This window comes from Sphingomonas crusticola, assembly GCF_003391115.1.
GTDB classification, from domain to species: Bacteria; Pseudomonadota; Alphaproteobacteria; order Sphingomonadales; family Sphingomonadaceae; genus Sphingomonas_I; species Sphingomonas_I crusticola.
The window spans coordinates 2,192,501-2,211,504 of sequence record NZ_QTJP01000001.1; the positions used below are offsets into that span (position 1 = coordinate 2,192,501).

General features: G+C 63.0%; 12 protein-coding genes, 1 tRNA gene and 2 rRNA genes (1 of these 15 cut by a window edge). 6 read left to right on the forward strand and 9 right to left on the reverse strand.

Translation table 11 applies throughout. The features are described from left to right. The 4 genes from DX905_RS10410 to DX905_RS10425 form a co-directional block, all read left to right on the forward strand. Positions 1-2,339, forward strand: a 23S ribosomal RNA gene (locus DX905_RS10410); it begins 454 nt to the left of the window's first position. Positions 2,340-2,446: 107 nt separating this feature from the next. Continuing rightward, a 5S ribosomal RNA gene (gene rrf / locus DX905_RS10415) occupies positions 2,447-2,561 on the forward strand. A gap of 182 nt (positions 2,562-2,743) precedes the next feature. Further along, a tRNA-Met gene (locus DX905_RS10420) sits at positions 2,744-2,820 on the forward strand. Positions 2,821-2,920: 100 nt separating this feature from the next. Continuing rightward, positions 2,921-3,958 (forward strand): cupin-like domain-containing protein, encoded by a 1,038-nt coding sequence (locus tag DX905_RS10425; protein WP_116091281.1) that lies wholly within the window; start codon positions 2,921-2,923, stop codon positions 3,956-3,958. Here DX905_RS10425 and DX905_RS10430 read toward each other — a convergent pair. Together DX905_RS10430 and DX905_RS10435 are read right to left on the reverse strand one after the other, a co-directional pair. Next, the gene (locus DX905_RS10430) at positions 3,955-5,772 is read right to left on the reverse strand and encodes a glycoside hydrolase family 9 protein (RefSeq protein ID WP_116091282.1); all 1,818 of its coding nucleotides are present in this window, start codon (positions 5,770-5,772) and stop codon (positions 3,955-3,957) included. The genes DX905_RS10425 and DX905_RS10430 overlap by 4 nt on opposite strands. Beyond that, complete coding sequence (locus tag DX905_RS10435; protein ID WP_116091283.1) at positions 5,769-8,204, reverse strand: glycoside hydrolase family 3 protein; 2,436 nt, start codon at positions 8,202-8,204, stop codon at positions 5,769-5,771. Before DX905_RS10435 ends, DX905_RS10430 begins: the two co-directional genes overlap by 4 nt. Before the next feature lie 158 nt (positions 8,205-8,362). Between DX905_RS10435 and DX905_RS10440 the strand changes: the two genes are divergently transcribed. Continuing rightward, complete coding sequence (locus tag DX905_RS10440; protein WP_240320816.1) at positions 8,363-9,994, forward strand: glycoside hydrolase family 43 protein; 1,632 nt, start codon at positions 8,363-8,365, stop codon at positions 9,992-9,994. On the opposite strand, the gene DX905_RS10445 is transcribed toward DX905_RS10440, so the two are convergent. The 3 genes from DX905_RS10445 to msrB all read right to left on the reverse strand — a co-directional run bounded on the left by DX905_RS10445 (position 9,995) and on the right by msrB (position 12,667). Next, positions 9,995-11,494 (reverse strand): alpha/beta hydrolase family protein, encoded by a 1,500-nt coding sequence (locus DX905_RS10445; protein ID WP_205412240.1) that lies wholly within the window; start codon positions 11,492-11,494, stop codon positions 9,995-9,997. A gap of 24 nt (positions 11,495-11,518) precedes the next feature. Further along, positions 11,519-12,103, reverse strand: coding sequence for a hypothetical protein (locus DX905_RS10450; RefSeq protein ID WP_162875558.1), 585 nt, complete (start codon positions 12,101-12,103; stop codon positions 11,519-11,521). A 114-nt stretch (positions 12,104-12,217) separates the two neighbouring features. Next, the gene (gene msrB / locus DX905_RS10455) at positions 12,218-12,667 is read right to left on the reverse strand and encodes a peptide-methionine (R)-S-oxide reductase MsrB (protein ID WP_116091287.1); all 450 of its coding nucleotides are present in this window, start codon (positions 12,665-12,667) and stop codon (positions 12,218-12,220) included. 96 nt (positions 12,668-12,763) lie between these two features. Between msrB and DX905_RS10460 the strand changes: the two genes are divergently transcribed. Continuing rightward, entirely contained in the window at positions 12,764-13,156 is a 393-nt protein-coding gene (locus tag DX905_RS10460) for a ribose-phosphate pyrophosphokinase (protein WP_116091288.1), read from the forward strand. Positions 13,157-13,196: 40 nt separating this feature from the next. On the opposite strand, the gene DX905_RS10465 is transcribed toward DX905_RS10460, so the two are convergent. From DX905_RS10465 to DX905_RS10480, 4 genes are all read right to left on the reverse strand, one after another. After that, the gene (locus tag DX905_RS10465) at positions 13,197-13,979 is read right to left on the reverse strand and encodes an SEL1-like repeat protein (protein ID WP_116091289.1); all 783 of its coding nucleotides are present in this window, start codon (positions 13,977-13,979) and stop codon (positions 13,197-13,199) included. Continuing rightward, positions 13,980-14,978, reverse strand: a complete 999-nt coding sequence (locus tag DX905_RS10470) for a DUF4402 domain-containing protein (RefSeq protein ID WP_162875559.1) — start codon at positions 14,976-14,978, stop codon at positions 13,980-13,982. It abuts the gene before it with no gap. Between the two features lie 47 nt (positions 14,979-15,025). Beyond that, a complete protein-coding gene (locus DX905_RS10475; protein WP_116091291.1) occupies positions 15,026-17,695 on the reverse strand; it encodes a hypothetical protein in 2,670 nt (889 codons plus the stop codon). 225 nt (positions 17,696-17,920) lie between these two features. Then, a complete protein-coding gene (locus DX905_RS10480) occupies positions 17,921-18,835 on the reverse strand; it encodes a molecular chaperone (RefSeq protein ID WP_162875560.1) in 915 nt (304 codons plus the stop codon). Positions 18,836-19,004: the final 169 nt, after the last annotated feature.

A 19,004-nucleotide genomic window follows, 5' to 3' on the forward strand; every position in this document is an offset into this window, starting at 1 on the left:
CCTAAATACTCGTGCATGACCGATAGCGAACAAGTACCGTGAGGGAAAGGTGAAAAGCACCCCGATTAGGGGAGTGAAATAGTACCTGAAACCGAATGCCTACAAGCAGTTGGAGGGTCCTTGAGGCCTGACAGCGTACCTCTTGCATAATGGGTCTGTGACTTAATGTATCAAGCAAGCTTAAGCCGATAGGTGTAGGCGCAGCGAAAGCGAGTCTGAATAGGGCGATTTAGTTTGATGTATTAGACCCGAAACCCGGCGATCTAGGCATGACCAGGTTGAAGGTGGGGTAACACCCACTGGAGGACCGAACCGATTAACGTTGAAAAGTTACCGGATGAGTTGTGTTTAGGGGTGAAAGGCCAATCAAGCCGGGAAATAGCTGGTTCTCCGCGAAAACTATTGAGGTAGTGCCTCGAGTGAATACCGTTGGGGGTAGAGCACTGGATGGGCTAGGGGGTCGCGAGATCTACCAAACCTAACCAAACTCCGAATACCAACGAGTAATGCTCGGGAGACAGACGGCGGGTGCTAAGGTCCGTCGTCAAGAGGGAAACAGCCCTGACCTACAGCTAAGGTCCCCAAGTCACGTCTAAGTGGGAAAGCATGTGGGAATCCCAAAACAACCAGGAGGTTGGCTTAGAAGCAGCCATCCTTTAAAGAAAGCGTAACAGCTCACTGGTCTAATTAAGGGTTCCTGCGGCGAAGATGTAACGGGGCTCAAGACGTGCACCGAAGCTTAGGGTGTGGAATTTATTCCATGCGGTAGCGGAGCGTTCCGTAAGCCTGTGAAGCGATCTGGTAATGGGTCGTGGAGGTATCGGAAGTGCGAATGCAGACATGAGTAGCGATTAACAGGGTGAGATGCCCTGTCGCCGAAAGACCAAGGGTTCCTGCGCAAGGCTAATCCGCGCAGGGTGAGCCGGCCCCTAAGACGAGCCCGAAGGGGGTAGTCGATGGGAACCACGTTAATATTCGTGGGCCTGGTGGTGTGTGACGGATCATGTGTGTTGTCTTCCCTTATCGGATTGGGAAGGCTTCGAAATGGTTCCAGGAAATAGCCCCACCGTATAGACCGTACCCGAAACCGACACAGGTGGTCAGGTAGAGTATACCAAGGCGCTTGAGAGAAGTGTACTGAAGGAACTCGGCAAATTGCCTCCGTACCTTCGGAAGAAGGAGGCCCCACATTAAGGCAACTTTTTGTGGGGGGCACAGGCCAGGGGGTAGCGACTGTTTAGCAAAAACACAGGGCTCTGCTAAGTCGGCTTCAAGACGACGTATAGGGTCTGACGCCTGCCCGGTGCTGGAAGGTTAAGTGGAGGGGTGCAAGCTCCGAAATGAAGCCCCAGTAAACGGCGGCCGTAACTATAACGGTCCTAAGGTAGCGAAATTCCTTGTCGGGTAAGTTCCGACCTGCACGAATGGCGTAACGACTTCCCCACTGTCTCCAGTACATGCTCAGCGAAATTGAATTCTCCGTGAAGATGCGGAGTACCCGCGGTTAGACGGAAAGACCCCGTGCACCTTTACTGCAGCTTCAGAGTGGCATTAGGAAAGAACTGTGTAGCATAGGTGGGAGGCTTTGAAGCCAGGTCGCCAGATCTGGTGGAGCCATAGGTGAAATACCACCCTGTTGTTTTCTGATGTCTAACCTCGATCCATGAAACTGGATCAGGGACCCTCTGTGGCGGGTAGTTTGACTGGGGCGGTCGCCTCCCAAAGAGTAACGGAGGCGCGCGATGGTGGGCTCAGGCCGGTTGGAAACCGGCTGTTAGAGTGCAATGGCATAAGCCCGCCTGACTGCGAGACTGACAAGTCGAGCAGAGACGAAAGTCGGTCATAGTGATCCGGTGGTCCCTCGTGGAAGGGCCATCGCTCAACGGATAAAAGGTACGCCGGGGATAACAGGCTGATAACCCCCAAGAGCTCATATCGACGGGGTTGTTTGGCACCTCGATGTCGGCTCATCACATCCTGGGGCTGGAGCAGGTCCCAAGGGTTTGGCTGTTCGCCAATTAAAGTGGTACGTGAGCTGGGTTCAGAACGTCGCGAGACAGTTTGGTCCCTATCTGCCGTGGGCGTCGATATTTGAGAGGACTTGTCCCTAGTACGAGAGGACCGGGATGAACATACCTCTGGTGGACCTGTCGTTCTGCCAAGAGCGCAGCAGGGTAGCTATGTATGGACGAGATAACCGCTGAAAGCATCTAAGCGGGAAGCTCCCCTCGAGATAAGATATCTTAGAGCGGTCGAAGACCACGACCTTGATAGATCGGATGTGGAAGTGGAGTAATCCATGGAGCTAACCGATACTAATTGCTCTATTCGCGCTTGAGAGTTCCACCATCAATGACAGGATTGTTCCTGATCTTGATGTGGTTCACTCAGCATATGTGGTGCACGCATCGATTTTCGAACCAAACCGTATTCGCTGGCCCCATAGCTTGGTGGCCATAGCGTCTGTGACCCACCCGATCCCATCCCGAACTCGGCCGTGAAACCAGACAGCGCCGATGGTACTATCGCTTAAGCGATGGAAGAGTAGGTCGCCGCCAGGCTTTGAAGCCAGCGAAACGGGTCCCACCAAAGTAATATTTTGGCGGGTGCCCGAGCACGGAATTGAACCCATTCACATGTCATGCCCGCGAGGGTGTAAGCGCCTCCGCCTGGTAATCCAGCCGGAGGTGTTTGCGTCTCTGGCGTGCGCGAGTTTCGAGCCTATATAGGCTTACATTGGTGGCGCGGGGTGGAGCAGCCCGGTAGCTCGTCAGGCTCATAACCTGAAGGTCACAGGTTCAAATCCTGTCCCCGCAACCAAAGGATCGAACAGGCCCGGCCCTTGCAAGAGGCCGGGCCTTTTTCGTTTGTGGCTTTGGCGCGCATGGCGCGGGCGCGCGCGGCGCGGTAGTCCAGACTCATGATTACCGATCATCCTGCCGCAACCCCCCGTCGCGTGATCGAGCGCGAGGCGGTTGACGCGCCGACCTTCCGCGCGGAAATTGCAAGCGGTCCTGTTCCGGTCGTGTTGCGCGGGCAGGCGGCGCATTGGGATGCGGTCGGGCGCGCGCTGGCTGGCGATCGCGCCACGGCGGAATATCTCGCCGGCTTCGGCGGCGGGCAGCCCCTCGAAGTGATGATCGCCCCGCCTGAAACAAACGGCCGCTTTTTCTATCGCGAAGACATGCGTGGCTTCAATTTTCAGCGGCAGCATGTGCCGCTCGGCAGCCTCCTCGGCGAATTGCTGCGCTTGGCCGAACAGCAGGTCACGCCGGCGCCAGCTATCTACGCCAGTGCCGCCGCCGCGCCGGACCATCTGCCGGGCTGGCGCGAGGCCAATCCGCTCGATCTGCCGCCAGCCAACGCGGTGCCACGCTTGTGGATCGGTAACGCCACCCAGGTGGCGACTCATTTCGATGCTTCGCCCAACCTGGCGGTCTGCGTCGCCGGCAGACGGCGCTTTACCCTGTTTCCGCCCGAGCAGGTGGCGAACCTGTATCTCGGCCCGCTCGACAATACGCTCGCGGGCCCGCCCAATTCGATGGTGGATCCCGACGCGCCGGACCTGGAACGCTATCCGCGTTTCGCCGAGGCGCTGGCGCAGGCCCAGGTGGCCGAGCTCGCCCCCGGCGACGCATTGTTCATTCCCGCCATCTGGTGGCATCATGTTCGCGCGTTCGACCGGCTCAACGTGCTGGTCAATTACTGGTGGGCGTATGACAGCTCGGCGACGCCGTTCATCGCCCTAATCCATGCCTTGATGAGCGTGCGCGACTTGCCGCCGGCCGAGAAGCAGGCGTGGCGCGCCTGGTTCGACCATCTGGTATTCGGCGATGACGCGGTCGCGGCGGGCGCGCATCTGCCGGATCATGCGCGCGGCATATTGGGAGCTGCCAGTCGCGAACGCAGCGAAAAGATCCGCAATTATCTTCTGCTCACCCTCGGCCGCGGCCGCTAGCGCGTCTCGTCCAGATAGGCGGCGACCCACAATAGCGGCGCGTTCCAGTTTATCGCGACCTCATTGAGCGCATAAGCGTAAACCTCGTCCCGCCAGCAACGTTGCGCGGCGCACTTGCCCTTCATCGTCCGCGCGATGTCGTCGGCCATGGCGGTGTTGTTGGGCCCGCCTGACAGCACGCCTGGCGGCGGCGGCGGCAGCCTGGAATCCAGCGCGTGCGCCCAGAAGCGATGGTGGGGATTGTGCATCGCCCGCGCGCCGAAGCCGGACACATAGGAGACGTCGAGCGGATTGCGGCCGAGAACATAATCCATCGCGTCGACCGCGCCGCCGCGGTAGCGCGTCTGGCTCGCGAACCTCTCCGCCAGCGCCAGCAGCATCGCCCGGTTGAGGATCGAAGCGTTCGAGCCCCACGGATAAGCCGTAGTCGCATAGGGAATGCGGTAGCCAGATTGCGCTTCCTCGGCGAGAAAGCCGTCCGCTGCGGTCGTGATCAGCGCACGCTGCCGCCCCTGCTCCGCGAGCGTCAGCGCACCGTCGCTGATCGCGAGCGTGATCGTCCCCAGGGCGGCAACGCTGCCCCAATTCGGCTCACGCACCGCCGCGGTAAAGAGGCCCGCCTGCCGGACGACGTCGCCATATTTGGGATCATGCGTTGTCGCAAAGAGCTCAGCCGCGGCCCAATAAAATTCGTCGGCGAGGTTGCCGTCGCCATAGCCGCCGCTGCCGGTGAAATCGCCGGTGAAGATGTCAGGGTTGCGCTGCGCCGCCGCGAAGGCCCGCGTCGCAGCCTTGAGGCAAAGATCGGCATAGGCCGGGTCGATCGGTCGCCAGAGCCGCGCACATTGCGCGGCGGTGGCGGCAAGGTTTAGCGTCGCCGCCGTAGTCGGCGGATAGAGGAGCCGCGGCTGGGAATCCTTGTGCGGCGGTGTCGGCAGGGGCGTCCACTGCCGGTCGGCCACCTTATGATGTGCCATGCCGGACGCATCGACGTCGCTCAGCGTCAGCTTCGTGCGCGGTGGCTGGCGGCCGACCGGAAGCTGCATATGCATATTGTCCGGCACTTGCATCGCCAGCAGGAAGTCCATTTCCCACCGGGCTTCGACCAGCAACGGATCGAGTCTTCCCTGCCGGGGCACCAGTTCGGCGCCGTCGCTGAAGCGGCGTGTCTGCGGGGTGGACCGCTGCAACTCGTAGAGGTTCTGGAGAGTCCACAAGGCGATGCCGCCGTTCACGACATATTTGCCCTGATCGCCCGCATCATACCAGCCGCCGGTGACGTCGCGCGTGTAACCGCCGCAGCCCGGCCAGAGCGTGCCGCTTTCGTCGGTGCCGGCAAAGCAGGGAGCGACCTCGTGCGGATGGCCGGCCGGGCGCGCCCATAGAGCGCCGCCGGCGAAGCGCGCCTCAATCGGAATCCCGGCGCGGGTCTGGTAGAAATAATTGAGCGCGGCGCGGGCGAGCGGGGTGTAGATATCCGGCGCCACGACGAAGGAGCGGCCGATCGCGCCGTTCACAGCCAGACGATATTCGCCCGACCTGGTCACCTCGCTCAGATCGATCGCATGAACATGATCGCCCGAGGCGGCATCCTCACCGAAGCGCGTCGTCTGTCCGCGCGCAACGACGGCCCCAGCGCTGTCGGTGACGCTCCACGGCAGCGTGGCCGTCGATGTGTCCACCGCGATCGCGTGCTTTGACGATTCCGGCTGGAAGCCGAGCTGGTTGATACGAATGTCCGGCTGGGCGGCGACGGCCGCGGCAACCAGCAAAGCCGCCAATCCAGTGCCGGCGATGCGCAGCCGAAGGATCATTTGGGGCAGATCGACCCCGCGGGATCGGCGGCCAGGCGGAGATCGGACACCGACACGGTGAACGGGCCGGTGGTACCGAGCGCGAAGGCCGTGGTGACATTGGCCATGTCCCCGCCATGTCTCTTGAAGCAGGCAAGCGGGATCTTGACGGTGCGCCACCCGGAACCGGCGCGGAAAAGCTGGCTCGCATCGACCGTGCCCGTGCCGACCGAGAGACTGACCGGTGCGGCTGGCGCACGATCGACGCGATAGGTCATCTGCAGCTGGACGTCGGCATTGACCTCGCGCGTAAGGTTCATCGTGCTGCCGCCGATGCGCACCGTCCCTTCCTGTCCCGGCTGCCAGATAAGCTGGGTGGCGCCTTCCTGGAGCGTCGCGCTGTCGACCGGCTTGCGCGTGACCCGGCTGTCGGTCGCAAAAGAGAAAGGCGCTGGCGCACGACCCTTGGCGAAGAAGATGCTGGTATTGCCAAGGCTCGGATCGACGCCGGAGACTTCGCTCAGTGACCCGACCTTGCCGCCCCCGGCGTAGGTGAGGCCATAGCCAAGCGCGAATAGCGGATCGTAATTCGGCTCGGTCTTGTTGAGCGTGAACTGCCCCGCCGTCTTCGGCCAGCTATAGGGTAACGTGCCGCGAAAATCGGTGCGCGGCTTGCCGCTGGCGTCTCCAACCAGAACATCGGCGACACCCGCGCCTTCGCTGCCGGGCAGCCACGCCGCCACGAAGGCATCGGAGGCGTTCAGTTCGGGATTGACCCATAGCGGGCGGCCGGAGAGGAAAATTGACACCACCGGAATGCCGGCGGCCTTGAACTTCTTGAGCAGCGCCAGCGAGACCTTGTCGCCGGCCTCGAACTCCAGCGTGCGAATGTCGCCGCGCATTTCGGCGTAGGGATGCTCTCCGAACACCACCACCGCCACGTCTGGCCGGTCCTTGTAACTGCCGTCGGCGCTGAGCGTGGCCGAGCCACCGCCCGCCTTCATCGCGGCGGCAATGCCGGCATAGATGGACGTGCCCCCGGGGAAATCGGCATTGGTGTTGCCATCGCCCTGCCACGACAATGTCCAGCCGCCCGATTGCTGGCCGATGTCGTCGGCATCGGCGCCGGCGACCAGGATGTCGGCGCTCGCCTTCAAGGGCAGCACGCCCTCATTCTTGAGCAGCACGAGGCTTTCCGCCACCGCCTGGCGCCCGATCGCGCGGTGATCCGCTGCGCCGACGATTTCGAGCTTGCCGGCATAGGGCCGCGCCGGATCGAACAGGCCGAGCTTCACCTTGACGCGCAGGATACGGCGCACGGCATCGTCGACGCGTGCCATCGCAATCTTGCCCGACTTCACTTCTGCAATCGTGTTGGTGAACAGCGCCTTCCAGCCGTCGGGTGCCATCGCCATATCGAGCCCGGCATTGAACGTGGCGGGGCAATCCTCGGTGGTGCAGCCGGGCACTTGGCCGTGCGCGTTCCAGTCGCCGACGACGAAGCCGTCAAAGCCCATGCGGCCCTTGAGTACGTCGGTCAACAGGCTCCTGTTGCCGTGCATCTTGATGCCCTGCCACATGCTGAACGACGCCATCACGCTCATCACGCCGGCATCGATCGCCGGCGGATAGCCGGCATTGTGGATCGCGATCAGGTCCTTTTCGGGGATATCGGCATCGCCCTGATCGACGCCGCCGATCGTACCGCCGTCGCCAAGGAAATGCTTCGCGCTGGCGGCAACATAGCCCTGCTGGATCGTGCCCTTGCCAGGTTGGCCCTGGAGCCCGACGACCATCGCGCCGGCATAAGAAGCGACTACCCCTGGATCCTCCGAATAACCTTCGTAAGCGCGGCCCCATCGTTCGTCCTGCGGCACAGTAAGTGTCGGCCCGAATGCCCAATCAATGCCTGCAGCCGCGGTTTCCGCGGCCGTCGCGCGGCCGATCCTGACCATCAGCGCGGGATCGCGCATCGCGCCCAAACCGATATTGTGGGGGAAGACGGTCGCGCCGACGATGTTGGCGTTGCCGTGCACCGCGTCGATGCCGAAAATGATCGGGATAGAGGTGTGTCCGGGGCGGGCCTCGTTCGCTACCGCATTGAACGCGCGCGCGGTCGCCAGCCAGGCGGCGGCGGGCGAACGGTCAGGGCTGTCGAGCGGGGGCGAGCTGCCGCCGGCGAGGATGCTGCCGAGCGGATATTGGCGCAGATCGGCCGGCCGGATCGCGGAAATGTCGGCCTGGACCATTTGGCCCACCTTCTCCTCGAGCGACATCTTGGCCATCAGCCGCGTGACGAAAGCTTCTGTCGTGGGGTCAACCAGGCCCTGGCTCTTGGCGACAGGCCACAGATCGGGGTGTGCGATACCCCGCTCGGGGGTCTGGGACAGCGACGCGCTCGCCATAGCCACCGCGATGCCGGACACCAGTATCCGCTTGACCGTCCGCCGCATGTTCCGCTCCCTGTGCACGCCGCTATGCTGCGGCTAACCTTGTCATAGCCTATCTTGTCCTAAACGCCAGATGAAAGCGCCTGACCCCGATGGCATCGAGTCCACTGAAGCTTTTGAAAACGTTTACATTATTGGGTTTGTTGGGAAATTTGACATCGATGTCCGCTGCGGCCAATACCGCGCACTTCGACTGGGTCGAATATCAAGGCATTGAAAAGACGCCCGCTCCCGCGCCGGGCCATTACGCCAACCCCATCCTCGCGGGCTTTTATCCCGACCCCAGCATCACCAAGGTGGGGCGGGATTTCTATCTGGTGAATTCCACCTTTTCCTGGTTTCCCGGCATACCGGTCTGGCACAGCCGCGATCTGGTTCACTGGCGTCAGATCGGCAATGCGATCGACCGGGCCAGGCAGCTCGACTTCACCGGGCTCGCCATGTCGAAAGGCGTGTTCGCGCCCGCTATCTCTTACCACAAGGACCGCTTCTATATCGTCAACACCTGCGTCGATTGCGGCGGTAATTTCGTCATGACCGCTAAAGACGCCAGGGGCCCCTGGTCCGATCCCGTCTGGCTGAAGGACGTCGGCGGGATCGACCCGTCCCTGTTCTTCGATTCCGACGGCAGCGCCTGGCTGGTGAACAACGATATTCCCCAGGGCACACCGCGCTATGAGGGTCATCGTGCGATCTGGCTGCGCCGTTTCGACCTGACGACGCTGCAGACGATCGGCGACGGCAAGGTCATTATCGATGGCGGCGTCGATCCGGCGAGAAACCCGATCTGGATCGAAGGGCCGCACCTCTTCAAGAAGGATGGCCTCTATTATCTGATGGCCGCCGAAGGCGGGACCGGCGACCAGCATAGCGAGGTGATTTTCCGCGCCGATCGCGTCGAGGGTCCCTATGTCCCAGCACCGGCCAGCGTGAACCCGATCCTGACACAGCGTGACCTGGACCCTGCACGTCCCGATCCGATCACCTCGTCTGGGCATGCCGATCTGGTGAAGCTGGATGACGATAGCTGGTGGGCGGTGTTCCTCGCAACCCGTCCCTATGATGCTGATCTCTATAATACGGGCCGCGAGACGTTCTTGTTGCCCGTTAGCTGGCGCGATGGCTGGCCCGTGATCCTGCCGCATGGCGCGGCGATCCCGCGGGTTGCCAAGGCGCCGGCGTTGATGCCCCTGGCCGCCCCGCCCACTACGGGCAATTTCGTCGCGCGAGACGATTTCACCAATCCAATGCTCGCCCCGGAATGGATGATGATGCGCGCGCCCGCTGGATGGAGGCTTGAGCATGGGGAGTTGTTGCTTGAAGCACGGCCCGAGCGGTTGGGTGACGGCAAGCTGCCCAGCTTCGTGGGACGGCGCCAGCAGAATGCCGAGGCGATCGTATCGACCGTCATCCGCTTTGCGCCAGCCGAAGGCGAACAAGCCGGGCTTGCCGCCGTGCAGAATGATCATTTTTTCCTTGTCGTGGCGCTGGCGCGGACCGGCGGCAAGACGGTGGTTCAGGTATCCCGTCGTGCCGGACCCGCCGACCCTGCCGCAGGCGTGGCGATTGCCAGCAAAATTGTGCGCGCCGGCCCGATCCGCCTGCGCATCCACGTACGCGGCGGCCGCTATGATTTTGCCTATGCGCAAGGCGCCGGCACATGGCAGGCGGTCGCCCAAGATGTGGATGCAACCAATCTATCCACCGCCAAGGCCGGCGGCTTCGTGGGAACGTTGATCGGCCCGTTCGCCCAGACCGATGTTGCCGCTGCCCCGGCCGAATTCAGGCGATGATTATTTCGGACGGCCGAGCTGCCGGTTGGCCCACGGGATGAAATAGCGGAAATTGGGAGCGTCGGTGTGGCCGCCAGTGTGTTGGCGCCACGCCAGCTGGCCATCGATCAGGTTTTCTGGCGGCGGCATCGACACGGGCCCGCTGGTGCCGACGCCGGTCGCCCCCAGCAAGCGATAGACTCGCCCTGCGTCCGCCGCGGCGAGGAAGCTGCCCTTCTGGTCGAGCCACTTGGCATCGCCTGCCTCGGGCACGCCGTAACTGATGAACAATGGTCGTGGCGCGGCCAGCGCGATCAGCGAATTCGAATCCACCGGCAGGTCATCAGCGTCCAGCCCCGGCTTCGAAACACCCTTGGTGTTGTATTTCAGAAAATTGCCGGCTTCCCAATAATAGCTCCCGGTCGCCAGGTTGGCCACGCCCTCGCCGAAATTGCGCCGCAGCAAGGTAGCGCCGCCTTTGCCCGAAGATCCGATCAGCCCGACCGCGAAGCGCTGGTCGAACGCCATCGTGACGAGCGCGGCCTTGCCATAGCGTGAGACGCCCTCGATGCCGACGCGATGCGCATCGACGGCGGGATCAGTGGCCAGCCAGTCCAGTACCCGGCTGGCACCCCATGCCCAGGCCCGTAGCGCGCCCCAATCGTCCGGCTTCCGCGGCCCGCCGCGGTTCGCCAAGCCTATAATGCCGCTGCGCAGACCTGCGCCGTTGTCGGCCTGGATCGTGGTAGGATCGAGCGTGACATAACCCCAGCCCGCCGCGATCAATTGATCGGCCGGCGGTAGATCGCCCTTGGCGTCACGCTGCGGAAGATGGAAGCCGGGCGGCGCCGCGAAGGTGAACGCCTGGTGCGCGTCGAACACCGCCGCGAGGCCGGGGTCCTGGCGAATAAGCAATGCTTTTATCGCGGCATTGATGCGATCATATTCCGCAGCTGCCGGCTGGGAAGGCTCGGGAAAGGCGTCCGGGCCATATTTGAACATGATCAGCACCGGAACCGGCGCTGAGGCATTGGCCGGCAGCACCTCCATCAAGCGGATATCGACGCTTTTCGAGGGGTCAGTGGGATTCTCTACATGGCCGATTACGCGCCGCGCTATGACCGGGGTGGAAAAGCCGATCATCTCGCGGTCCGTCGCAGTCACCCGCCATTGCACCGCCGGCAGGCCGGCGGGCACGCGGCCGTAAACCTCGCGCGTATAATCTTCGAGAATTTCCGGCCGGCGTTTATCCCACCATGTCTTTGCATCGCCAACCTTGTGCCCGTTTTTGAGCGTCAGTGGATCGGGCAGGGCGGAATAAGGATTGGCCTTGGCCTCATCATAATTGGCGGCATTGGGCGCGGTTTCGTCCCCGCTTGCACCCGCCACCAGCGCGGTGATGCCCAATTGGCGCATCATCTCTTGCCGCTCCTCGTCCGCGGTTACGGTCGGCCCGGCGGCCGCTATCGTGCAGGCAAGGAAAGCGACCATTCCTGAGCCGACCCGAAGGAATGACCGCATTGTCCCGCTCTCCCAACCTGGCCGTCAGTTATGCGGCAGCGTGCCGATGTCATAATTGGGACCTAGGTTGAGCACGAAGACGGGCCCAAGATCGATCACCTGCTTCTTCGACGCCAGCTGGACAGATACGCGCGCTTTGCCTCGCGGATATCCCGTGATTGCCTTTGCCGCGGCATAATAGACGCCCCATTGATTGCCGATGCGCGCATCGCTGACCGCGATCGGAGCATAAGGCGAATCCTGTTGCGTGACGCCCATGGTCGGCATCGCCGTCGTTTCCCCGCTCTTCAGCTCGGGCGCGCGCAGGTAGACGGCGAAGTAGATGACGTCGCCCGTCTTGATCGGCTTGAGCACTTGATAGAGCGCCCCCGCATCCCAGGGGTTCGCGCCTTTCTGGCTGATCGTGACGCGTACCGCCTCCCCCCCGGGAATATCCGGATCCTTGATGACCTTGCTGGTCACGCCGGAACCGTAAAAGGTCCATGCCGTGCCAGGCTCGTTGATCACCTTCTTGATCAGCTCTTCGGACTGCAATGGGTCTACAATTTGGGCGATCGCGGGTGCGGCAATCGTCAAAGCCAGCGCGAAGCCCAGAATGATCCTTTTCATGGTTGCTCCCTCTCCGACGCCGCTGTTGATCGCGGCTGCCGATGCGAACTTCGACGCACGCGTCAGCGCTGTCAATCGGAGAGGAAGCCGCGCCGCCACCGACGGCGATAGCCGTCAGGCGATGTCCTCGACCTGGTCGAGATAGGCGCCATATCCCTCGGCCTCCATCTCCGCGCGGGGGACGAAGCGCAGCGAGGCGGAATTGATGCAATAACGCAGGCCGCCGCGGTCCGGCGGGCCGTCGTCGAAGACATGGCCGAGATGGCTGTCGCCATGCTTGGAGCGTACTTCGATGCGCGTCATGCCATAGGATGTATCGCGGTGCTCCGCGACATGAGCGGGCTCGATCGGCTTGGTAAAGCTCGGCCAGCCGCAGCCCGATTCATATTTGTCCGATGACGCGAACAAGGGCTCACCCGAGACGATGTCGACGTAGATGCCCGGTGCCTTGTTGTTCAGCAGCGCTCCGGTGCCGGGTCGCTCGGTCGCGCTCTCCTGCGTGACGCGATATTGCTCTGGCGTCAGCTGCGCGATGACGCTCTCGTCCTTGAAATAGTCGGCCATATGCTCGGCTCCTCATAATGCCGGATCCATATAGGAACCGCGCTGCCTGACCGGGAGGGGGCTTGCCGCCGGCAGGAGCAGGCGCGACAATCGGTGATGGAACGCTCGCCTTCACCCTTGTCCGTGTTCGGCCCGGCGCCAATTTCCGACGTAGCGACAGTGCGCGCCGTGCTGGTCGCGGCAGCACGCGCCGGCGAGGCGATCAGCTATTCGGGCCTGCTCGCCGATCTCGGCCACCGCTTCACCCGACCGAAAATGCGGGCGCTGTGCAAGACGCTGGATGTGATCGACCGTGCGGCGTTTGCCAACGGCGAGCCGGAACTGGCCGTGCTGGTGGTGCGTGAGTCCGATGGCCTGCCCGGCCAGGGCTGGTGGGTCGGCGAGCAGGCGGCGCGCCACGGCTATAGCGGCGAGTGGACCGGTCCTGGGGCCGTCGCGCTGGTGCAGCGGCTACAGCGGGCAGCGTTCGATTATTGGAAAGCTCGTTAGGCGGCGCGCTGCAGTGGTAGCTTACGCTACCTTTAAACGCTCAGGGCTTGGTGCCGTTTACGTTCGGACGAAACCGGCTGGCGGCTAGGCGCAGGCGCGCAATCTGGCCTTGGCTCAGACGTTCCGGCGCTTTCTCCAGCATTTCGCGTGCAACCGCTGCGGCTGCTTCCCCGCCGGTCCGTGCTGAAACGAGCGACCAATAAAGCGCCTGACTGAACGTTTGGCGCGAGGGCGCGACGGTGTCGCGCTCGCGCAATGTAGAAGCCAGTTGGGCCTGCCCGCCGCTGTCACCAGCGACGGCGGCAATCAGGAAACTCTGTTGCGCACGCTCGAGGTTGACGCCGCCGGCAATGTCGCCCGAGCGATATAGCTGCCCAAGCAGGGTCGAGGCACGTGCGTCCCCAAGGTTTACGGCTTGTTGGAGGGTGCTTACGGCCAGCCCGATATCGGCGTGATCGCGTACCAGGCCTGACGCCAGTTCATAGCGCGCGTCCGGACAGCCGAGCGTAATTGCCCGGTTCAAATCCTGCGTTGCCCCGGCGATGTCGTTCAGCAATTCCCGTTGGACGCGCGCCGCCTGCAGCAAGGCACAGGGGTTGCCGCTTGTCGCCACGCGTTGCAATTCCTGGACGGCCTGCTGCGGCGTCGAGCCGGGCGCGATCCCGGCCGAATCCAATATGTCGAGCACGCTGGTCACGCTCATGCTTTGATTTTGCTGGCCGGCAGCCGCGATCGCCTCCTCGCGCGAGCCGATTTCCACGCTCGCACCGGCGCTGGCACTGGCCGCCTGCAGGGCGAAGAGAAAGATGCCGAGGCCGATCATTCAGTTATAAGTCGATGTGACAGTGAGGGTTCCGGTATAGCTGCCGGTGGGGTCGTTACTGTCGATCGCCAGCGACCCCCCGACATAGCTGATCTTGCTACCAGCCGCGCCCGCCGTACCGCTCAAGGTCGTGCCTCCGGTGCCCGACCCCGTGGGGACCAGCGTCATTTGACCGCCGCGCGATCCGTATAGGATCACGCTGGAGGGAAGGGAGACGGTGATGGCGGAAGCACCTTCGCCGGTGGTGGTGAATTTCGCTCGCGTGGCGCTGGGGTCGTTGATTAGCACGACGCCGCCATCCACGCTTCGCGGGTTGGTCGATAGGGTAGGATCGATGATGACATGGCCTGTGCCCGAGGGCGGCCGCTTGACCTGCCCGAAGATCAGGTCGGTGTTCTTGGCGATCGATATTGCGCGATACATGATCGTCCGTATCGTGCCGGTGACGCCGCCACTAGTCGGCGCTGTGTGTACGCCGGCAGTGACCCGATAGACCACGTCAAGGTTGTTGCTGGAGCCGGTCTGGGCAATCGTCATCGTCTGGCCGATGTTGAACGTGACGCTGCTCGAGGTGCTGTTGAACTGAACCGTCCACACCATATTGTTCGTGCCGGAAGGCGCGACCGTCTGATAACCGCTGACATAGTTCAACGCGCCGGCGGTCCATTGATTGACTGTTATGCGGGCGTTGGACGACGACGTCATGATGCGGATCTGGACTTGATTGGAGCTGCCGACACAGGTGCTGCTCGTACAGCTCACCGTAACCGATGGCGGCGACAGGGCGGTGCTATCGAAACGCAAATGGCCACTGGACGTATCGGGCGAGCGGCTGACGGAGCTGGACCAGGGCTCGACCGTGAATGCCGTTGCCGCCGTACCTTCGGCGACCTTGCCCAGGTCCGACGTCGCAATTGATGGAGTTCGCGTGACGCTCAACTGTGCAAGACAAGGCGCGCTAAGCGTCGTCAGCGCCGCAGCGGCAACCAGCAGACGCATGAACATAGTCCATAACGGATTCATGCCCTGCATGCTTCTGCAAGGCCTCATGGCGACGAATCGGACACTGGTTTGGGCCTCAATCTCACCATAATGGTGACTTCGCCCACATAGCCCCCCTTGGGGGAAACAGTAAAGGGCACGGGGGCATCGGCGACCAAGCCAAGGCTATTCATCTGGGCCGCGTCCATCTGCAATTGATAGGTGCCTACCGGTAGCCGCTCGATGAAGACCGACCCGTCAAATTCGGTGCGGGCTTCCATTACAACCGACCCGTCGGGACGGGCGACTTCGATCTTGGCCGCCGACAAGCCGCGTTTATCCCCCGCCGCTGTCAGCAGCATGACGTGCGCCTGCATTTCGCCGCTCCGCCGCAGCGGATATTCAACAGCGGCCACGCGACCTGGTCCCGGTACCAGTTGCACGGTTTGTGGCGGAGCAGCCAGATACGGATCGGCCAGGGCATCCAGATCGACTTGCAGCCGCGCCCGGCCCACTCCCGCTACGTTGGAGATCAACGCGCGCCCGTCGGCACCGGTTGGGGTGGTGCGGCTGCCGCCTTCCACGGCAATGCCGGGCACGGGCTCTTCCCCCGGATCGAGCACGCCGTTTCCGTTCGTGTCGACAAAGGCGTGAAAAGCGACGGTTCCGCTCGATGCCGCACCCGGCCGCGTCAGCACATAGCGGCTCCGGGCGGGGTTATAGACCAATCCAACAGCGAATTGCAGGGACAGGCGGTAATCCATGGCCTCGGGCCGGAACTCGCCATTGAGCGCAACGTCGCCGAACGGGAAGTGGCGGGTGCCCGCCGCCTGGATCGAGGTGGCGGCGCCCGATCCAAATGACCGGATGATCCCGATGCGATAGCTCAGATCTTCCGAGACATCGCGATCGGCGGTGAGGGTCAGCGTGCGCGCGCGCAATGTTGGCACCACGTCGAGGTTGAGCGCTGCGCGGAGTTGCCAGGTGCGAACGGTGGTGGAAGCATCCAGCGTCGCCACCAGATGCTCATCGGCGAAGTTCACCTGATTCCGCCGGGAATATTCCACCCCGCCTGAGAAATATGCCCCGCCCAGATTTACCGTGGAGCGCGCACTCGCCTGATACAGCGTCGATCCGTCCGTATATTGATCGCGCTCGAGCTCGGTGGAGATTGGCAGCCGCAGATTGGCGCCGATCGGAATCGTGATGTCCGCCCGGACGTTGGTGGAGCGGACTAGCTCGTCGTTTCCGCTTGGCAGCACCTCGTCGGAGAAGCCACCGCGATATTCGGCGTGGCGCGCCACAACCGCCACGCCCTTGACCTGGCCCGCCAGCGAGAGTGCCGCACCCGTTGCCCCCTGGTTGTTCACGGCGGCATCGAGCTGCGTCGCCATGCCGAAGAAGGAGGTACGCAGGCCGACCGCACCAAGCGCGCTCGTGTCACCCTGATCGGTCGTATAGCGGGCGGCGCCGGCGGTGAGCGTAAGCGACGGCGTAAAACCATGGGCGACGCTGATCACGGCGCGCAGGCCGTTGCCCGAGTTGATGTCGGACAGTCCCGCCCGGTCCTCCAGCGTGAAGAGCGACCGCCCTTCTTGCGCCACGCCCATGTTGATTACGGTCTGCCCCTTTGACAGCACGCCCGAGCCGACATTGATCTGCCGCACTTCCTCGCGCCGCTCGCCGCGTGGCCCGTAGAAAATGAGACGGATCACGTTGAGGCCACGGATCAGCGAGATATCGGGAAATTCGTAGCGGCCTTCCACCGGCGTCGCCTGCGATCCGCGCAGGGCATCGTTGACGTATAACTCTACTTCGTAGCCGAGCGGCAGTTCGCCGCGCAGCACGATCCGGTCGAACACGCTCGCCTGCTCGACGGGATCGGAGGATATGATGAAGCCCCGGCCGAACGTGCTGCGCGGCCCGATCGAAAGCGCGGGCGTGTAGATGTCGCCAACCGCCACGCGGGTCGCATGAAGCGGCCCGAGCAGGTGCCCGTCGGGATCATCGCGCTCCAATGTGGCGCGCACGCTGGTTGGCTTGCCGTTCTGGTTGGAGCCGACATAAAGCTGGTAGTTCGACCACAGCAGGTCGCCGGCCGCGCGTAGATCATAATGGGTCGTGCGCGGCGTGTCCGAATTGCCGAACCCGCCGTCCGCATTGATGTCGATCGAGGGCGCAGTGAATGCGCGATAGGGGGTCGAGATGTTGAGCACGTCGGCGGTCGTGCCGCCTTCACCTTTGTTTTCGCTCAATTGTGCACGCCGGGCTCGACGTTCCTCGGAATCCTGAAATGGCAGCCGCTCACGGGGGGTCAGCGTCGCTGCAAGCGAGGATGTGTCCAGCTCCAGCCGGATCGGCAAAACGGCCTGCAGCAGGTCCTGCCGCAGGTAGATGTCGCCCCCCGCGACAAGGGCCTGGTTGCGCGTCACCGGGATGGTCCGACCGCCGACGCTTAATTGCAACGCGGCGATGTCGAGCAGGAGCGGTGCCCGCGCCGCACCGATCGTTCCGGTCGCGCGCGTCCCGTCGATACGGATGTCCATCTCGAGAATACGGGAAAGTTCGCCCAGCGGCAGATAAACGCCCTGATCGGTGGCGTACGTTGACATAGCATCGGACAGGGTATGGCCGCTGAACCGCAGCTCAAGCAGCAGTAACTGATCTTCGGTTACCGACGGCGGGCTGTCGGGCGATGCAGCGGGTGCAGCCGGGGCGGCGACCGGCGGCGCCACGACCGGGGCTGCTGCTGCCGGAACGGCTGCAGCTGTCGTGGCCTTAGCGGGCGGGGAAGAGGCGGCCCCCGGCGGGGCAGCAGGCGCAGGGGCGCTGGACGCTGCCACGGCGCCTGCACCCGGCCCTTGCGCGAGCGTCGCGGTCAGGCAGAAAAAAATGAACCCTAACGCCACAAAAAAAAGCTAACCTAAACGTCCGTGCGGAGGCGGCCGCTACCGCTTGCCTCAGGAAGCCGGAAAAGTCGCCTTTGCGAGCTCGGTCCCTGGGGATTGGTCATCATCCTTGAAGACGATCGTCAGCTGTTCGCCGGGGCTCGGTACGCGTGCAAGCACCATCTTGAGGTGGCGGCGATCGATTTCGGTATAGACGCCGACGCCGCGCATCTGTGCGAGCGGGCCGCGCTTGGCATCGGCACTGCGGATGTCGACATCGCCGAAGAGCGAGCTCGATCCGCCGCGCACCAAATCGATATCCAGCACCGCCGCCTGATGGGCGGGAATCCCGGCTTCGGCCGGCAACATCTCGCTGCTAATGCGCGGATTGGCGAACGACGCCTTCACGTCGGCAGGTCCCTGTCGGACGATCAGCGGAATGCTCACGCCCATGATCGTGTTGACGCGAAAGGCGAGCTCGCCACGCGCCCCGTTGGCGGCTTCGGCCGGCGTGAACCCCTGATCGGGCGGCGGCAATGCGGCCACCGTCAGGTGGGTGCGATATTCGCCCGCCGGCAGGTCCGCCGGCGCGATCGCGCGGATACGGATCGTCTGGCCCTTGCCCGGCTGCAGCGTCACACGGCGCGGGGTCACGATCATCATCTTGGCGGCCGATTGAAGCTTCGGGGCGATAGCCGCTATTTCCGGCGCAGGCGTACCGTCGCCCAACGGCTTGATCTCGCCCGACGGGGTCATGACTCGATCGACCAGCGTGATATCGAACACCCCAGGTGTTGAACCCTGGTTGAAGACGAATACGGTCGCCGCCTGACCGGGGCGGGAGAAGACAAGGCGCTTTGGCGTAACGTTTGCGGTCTGTGCCGTCGCGGGCGATGTCACCACGGACACACCGGCGAATGCCAACGCCACCGCCACCCAGAATCGCAGGCCGCCGTACTTATTCACAGCGACGCTATGCTTTATCATCGCCATATATCCTAGAAGCCGGAGCGGACGTGACCCGAAGACCGGGCCCGTGACCGCCGGGGAAATGTTCAATGGAATGCAGCGGTGACGGTCAGCATGCTCATGTAGCTGCCCGTAACCGTCAAACTAATCATCGAGGATGCGCCACCCCTATCAACCGGGGGAGAAC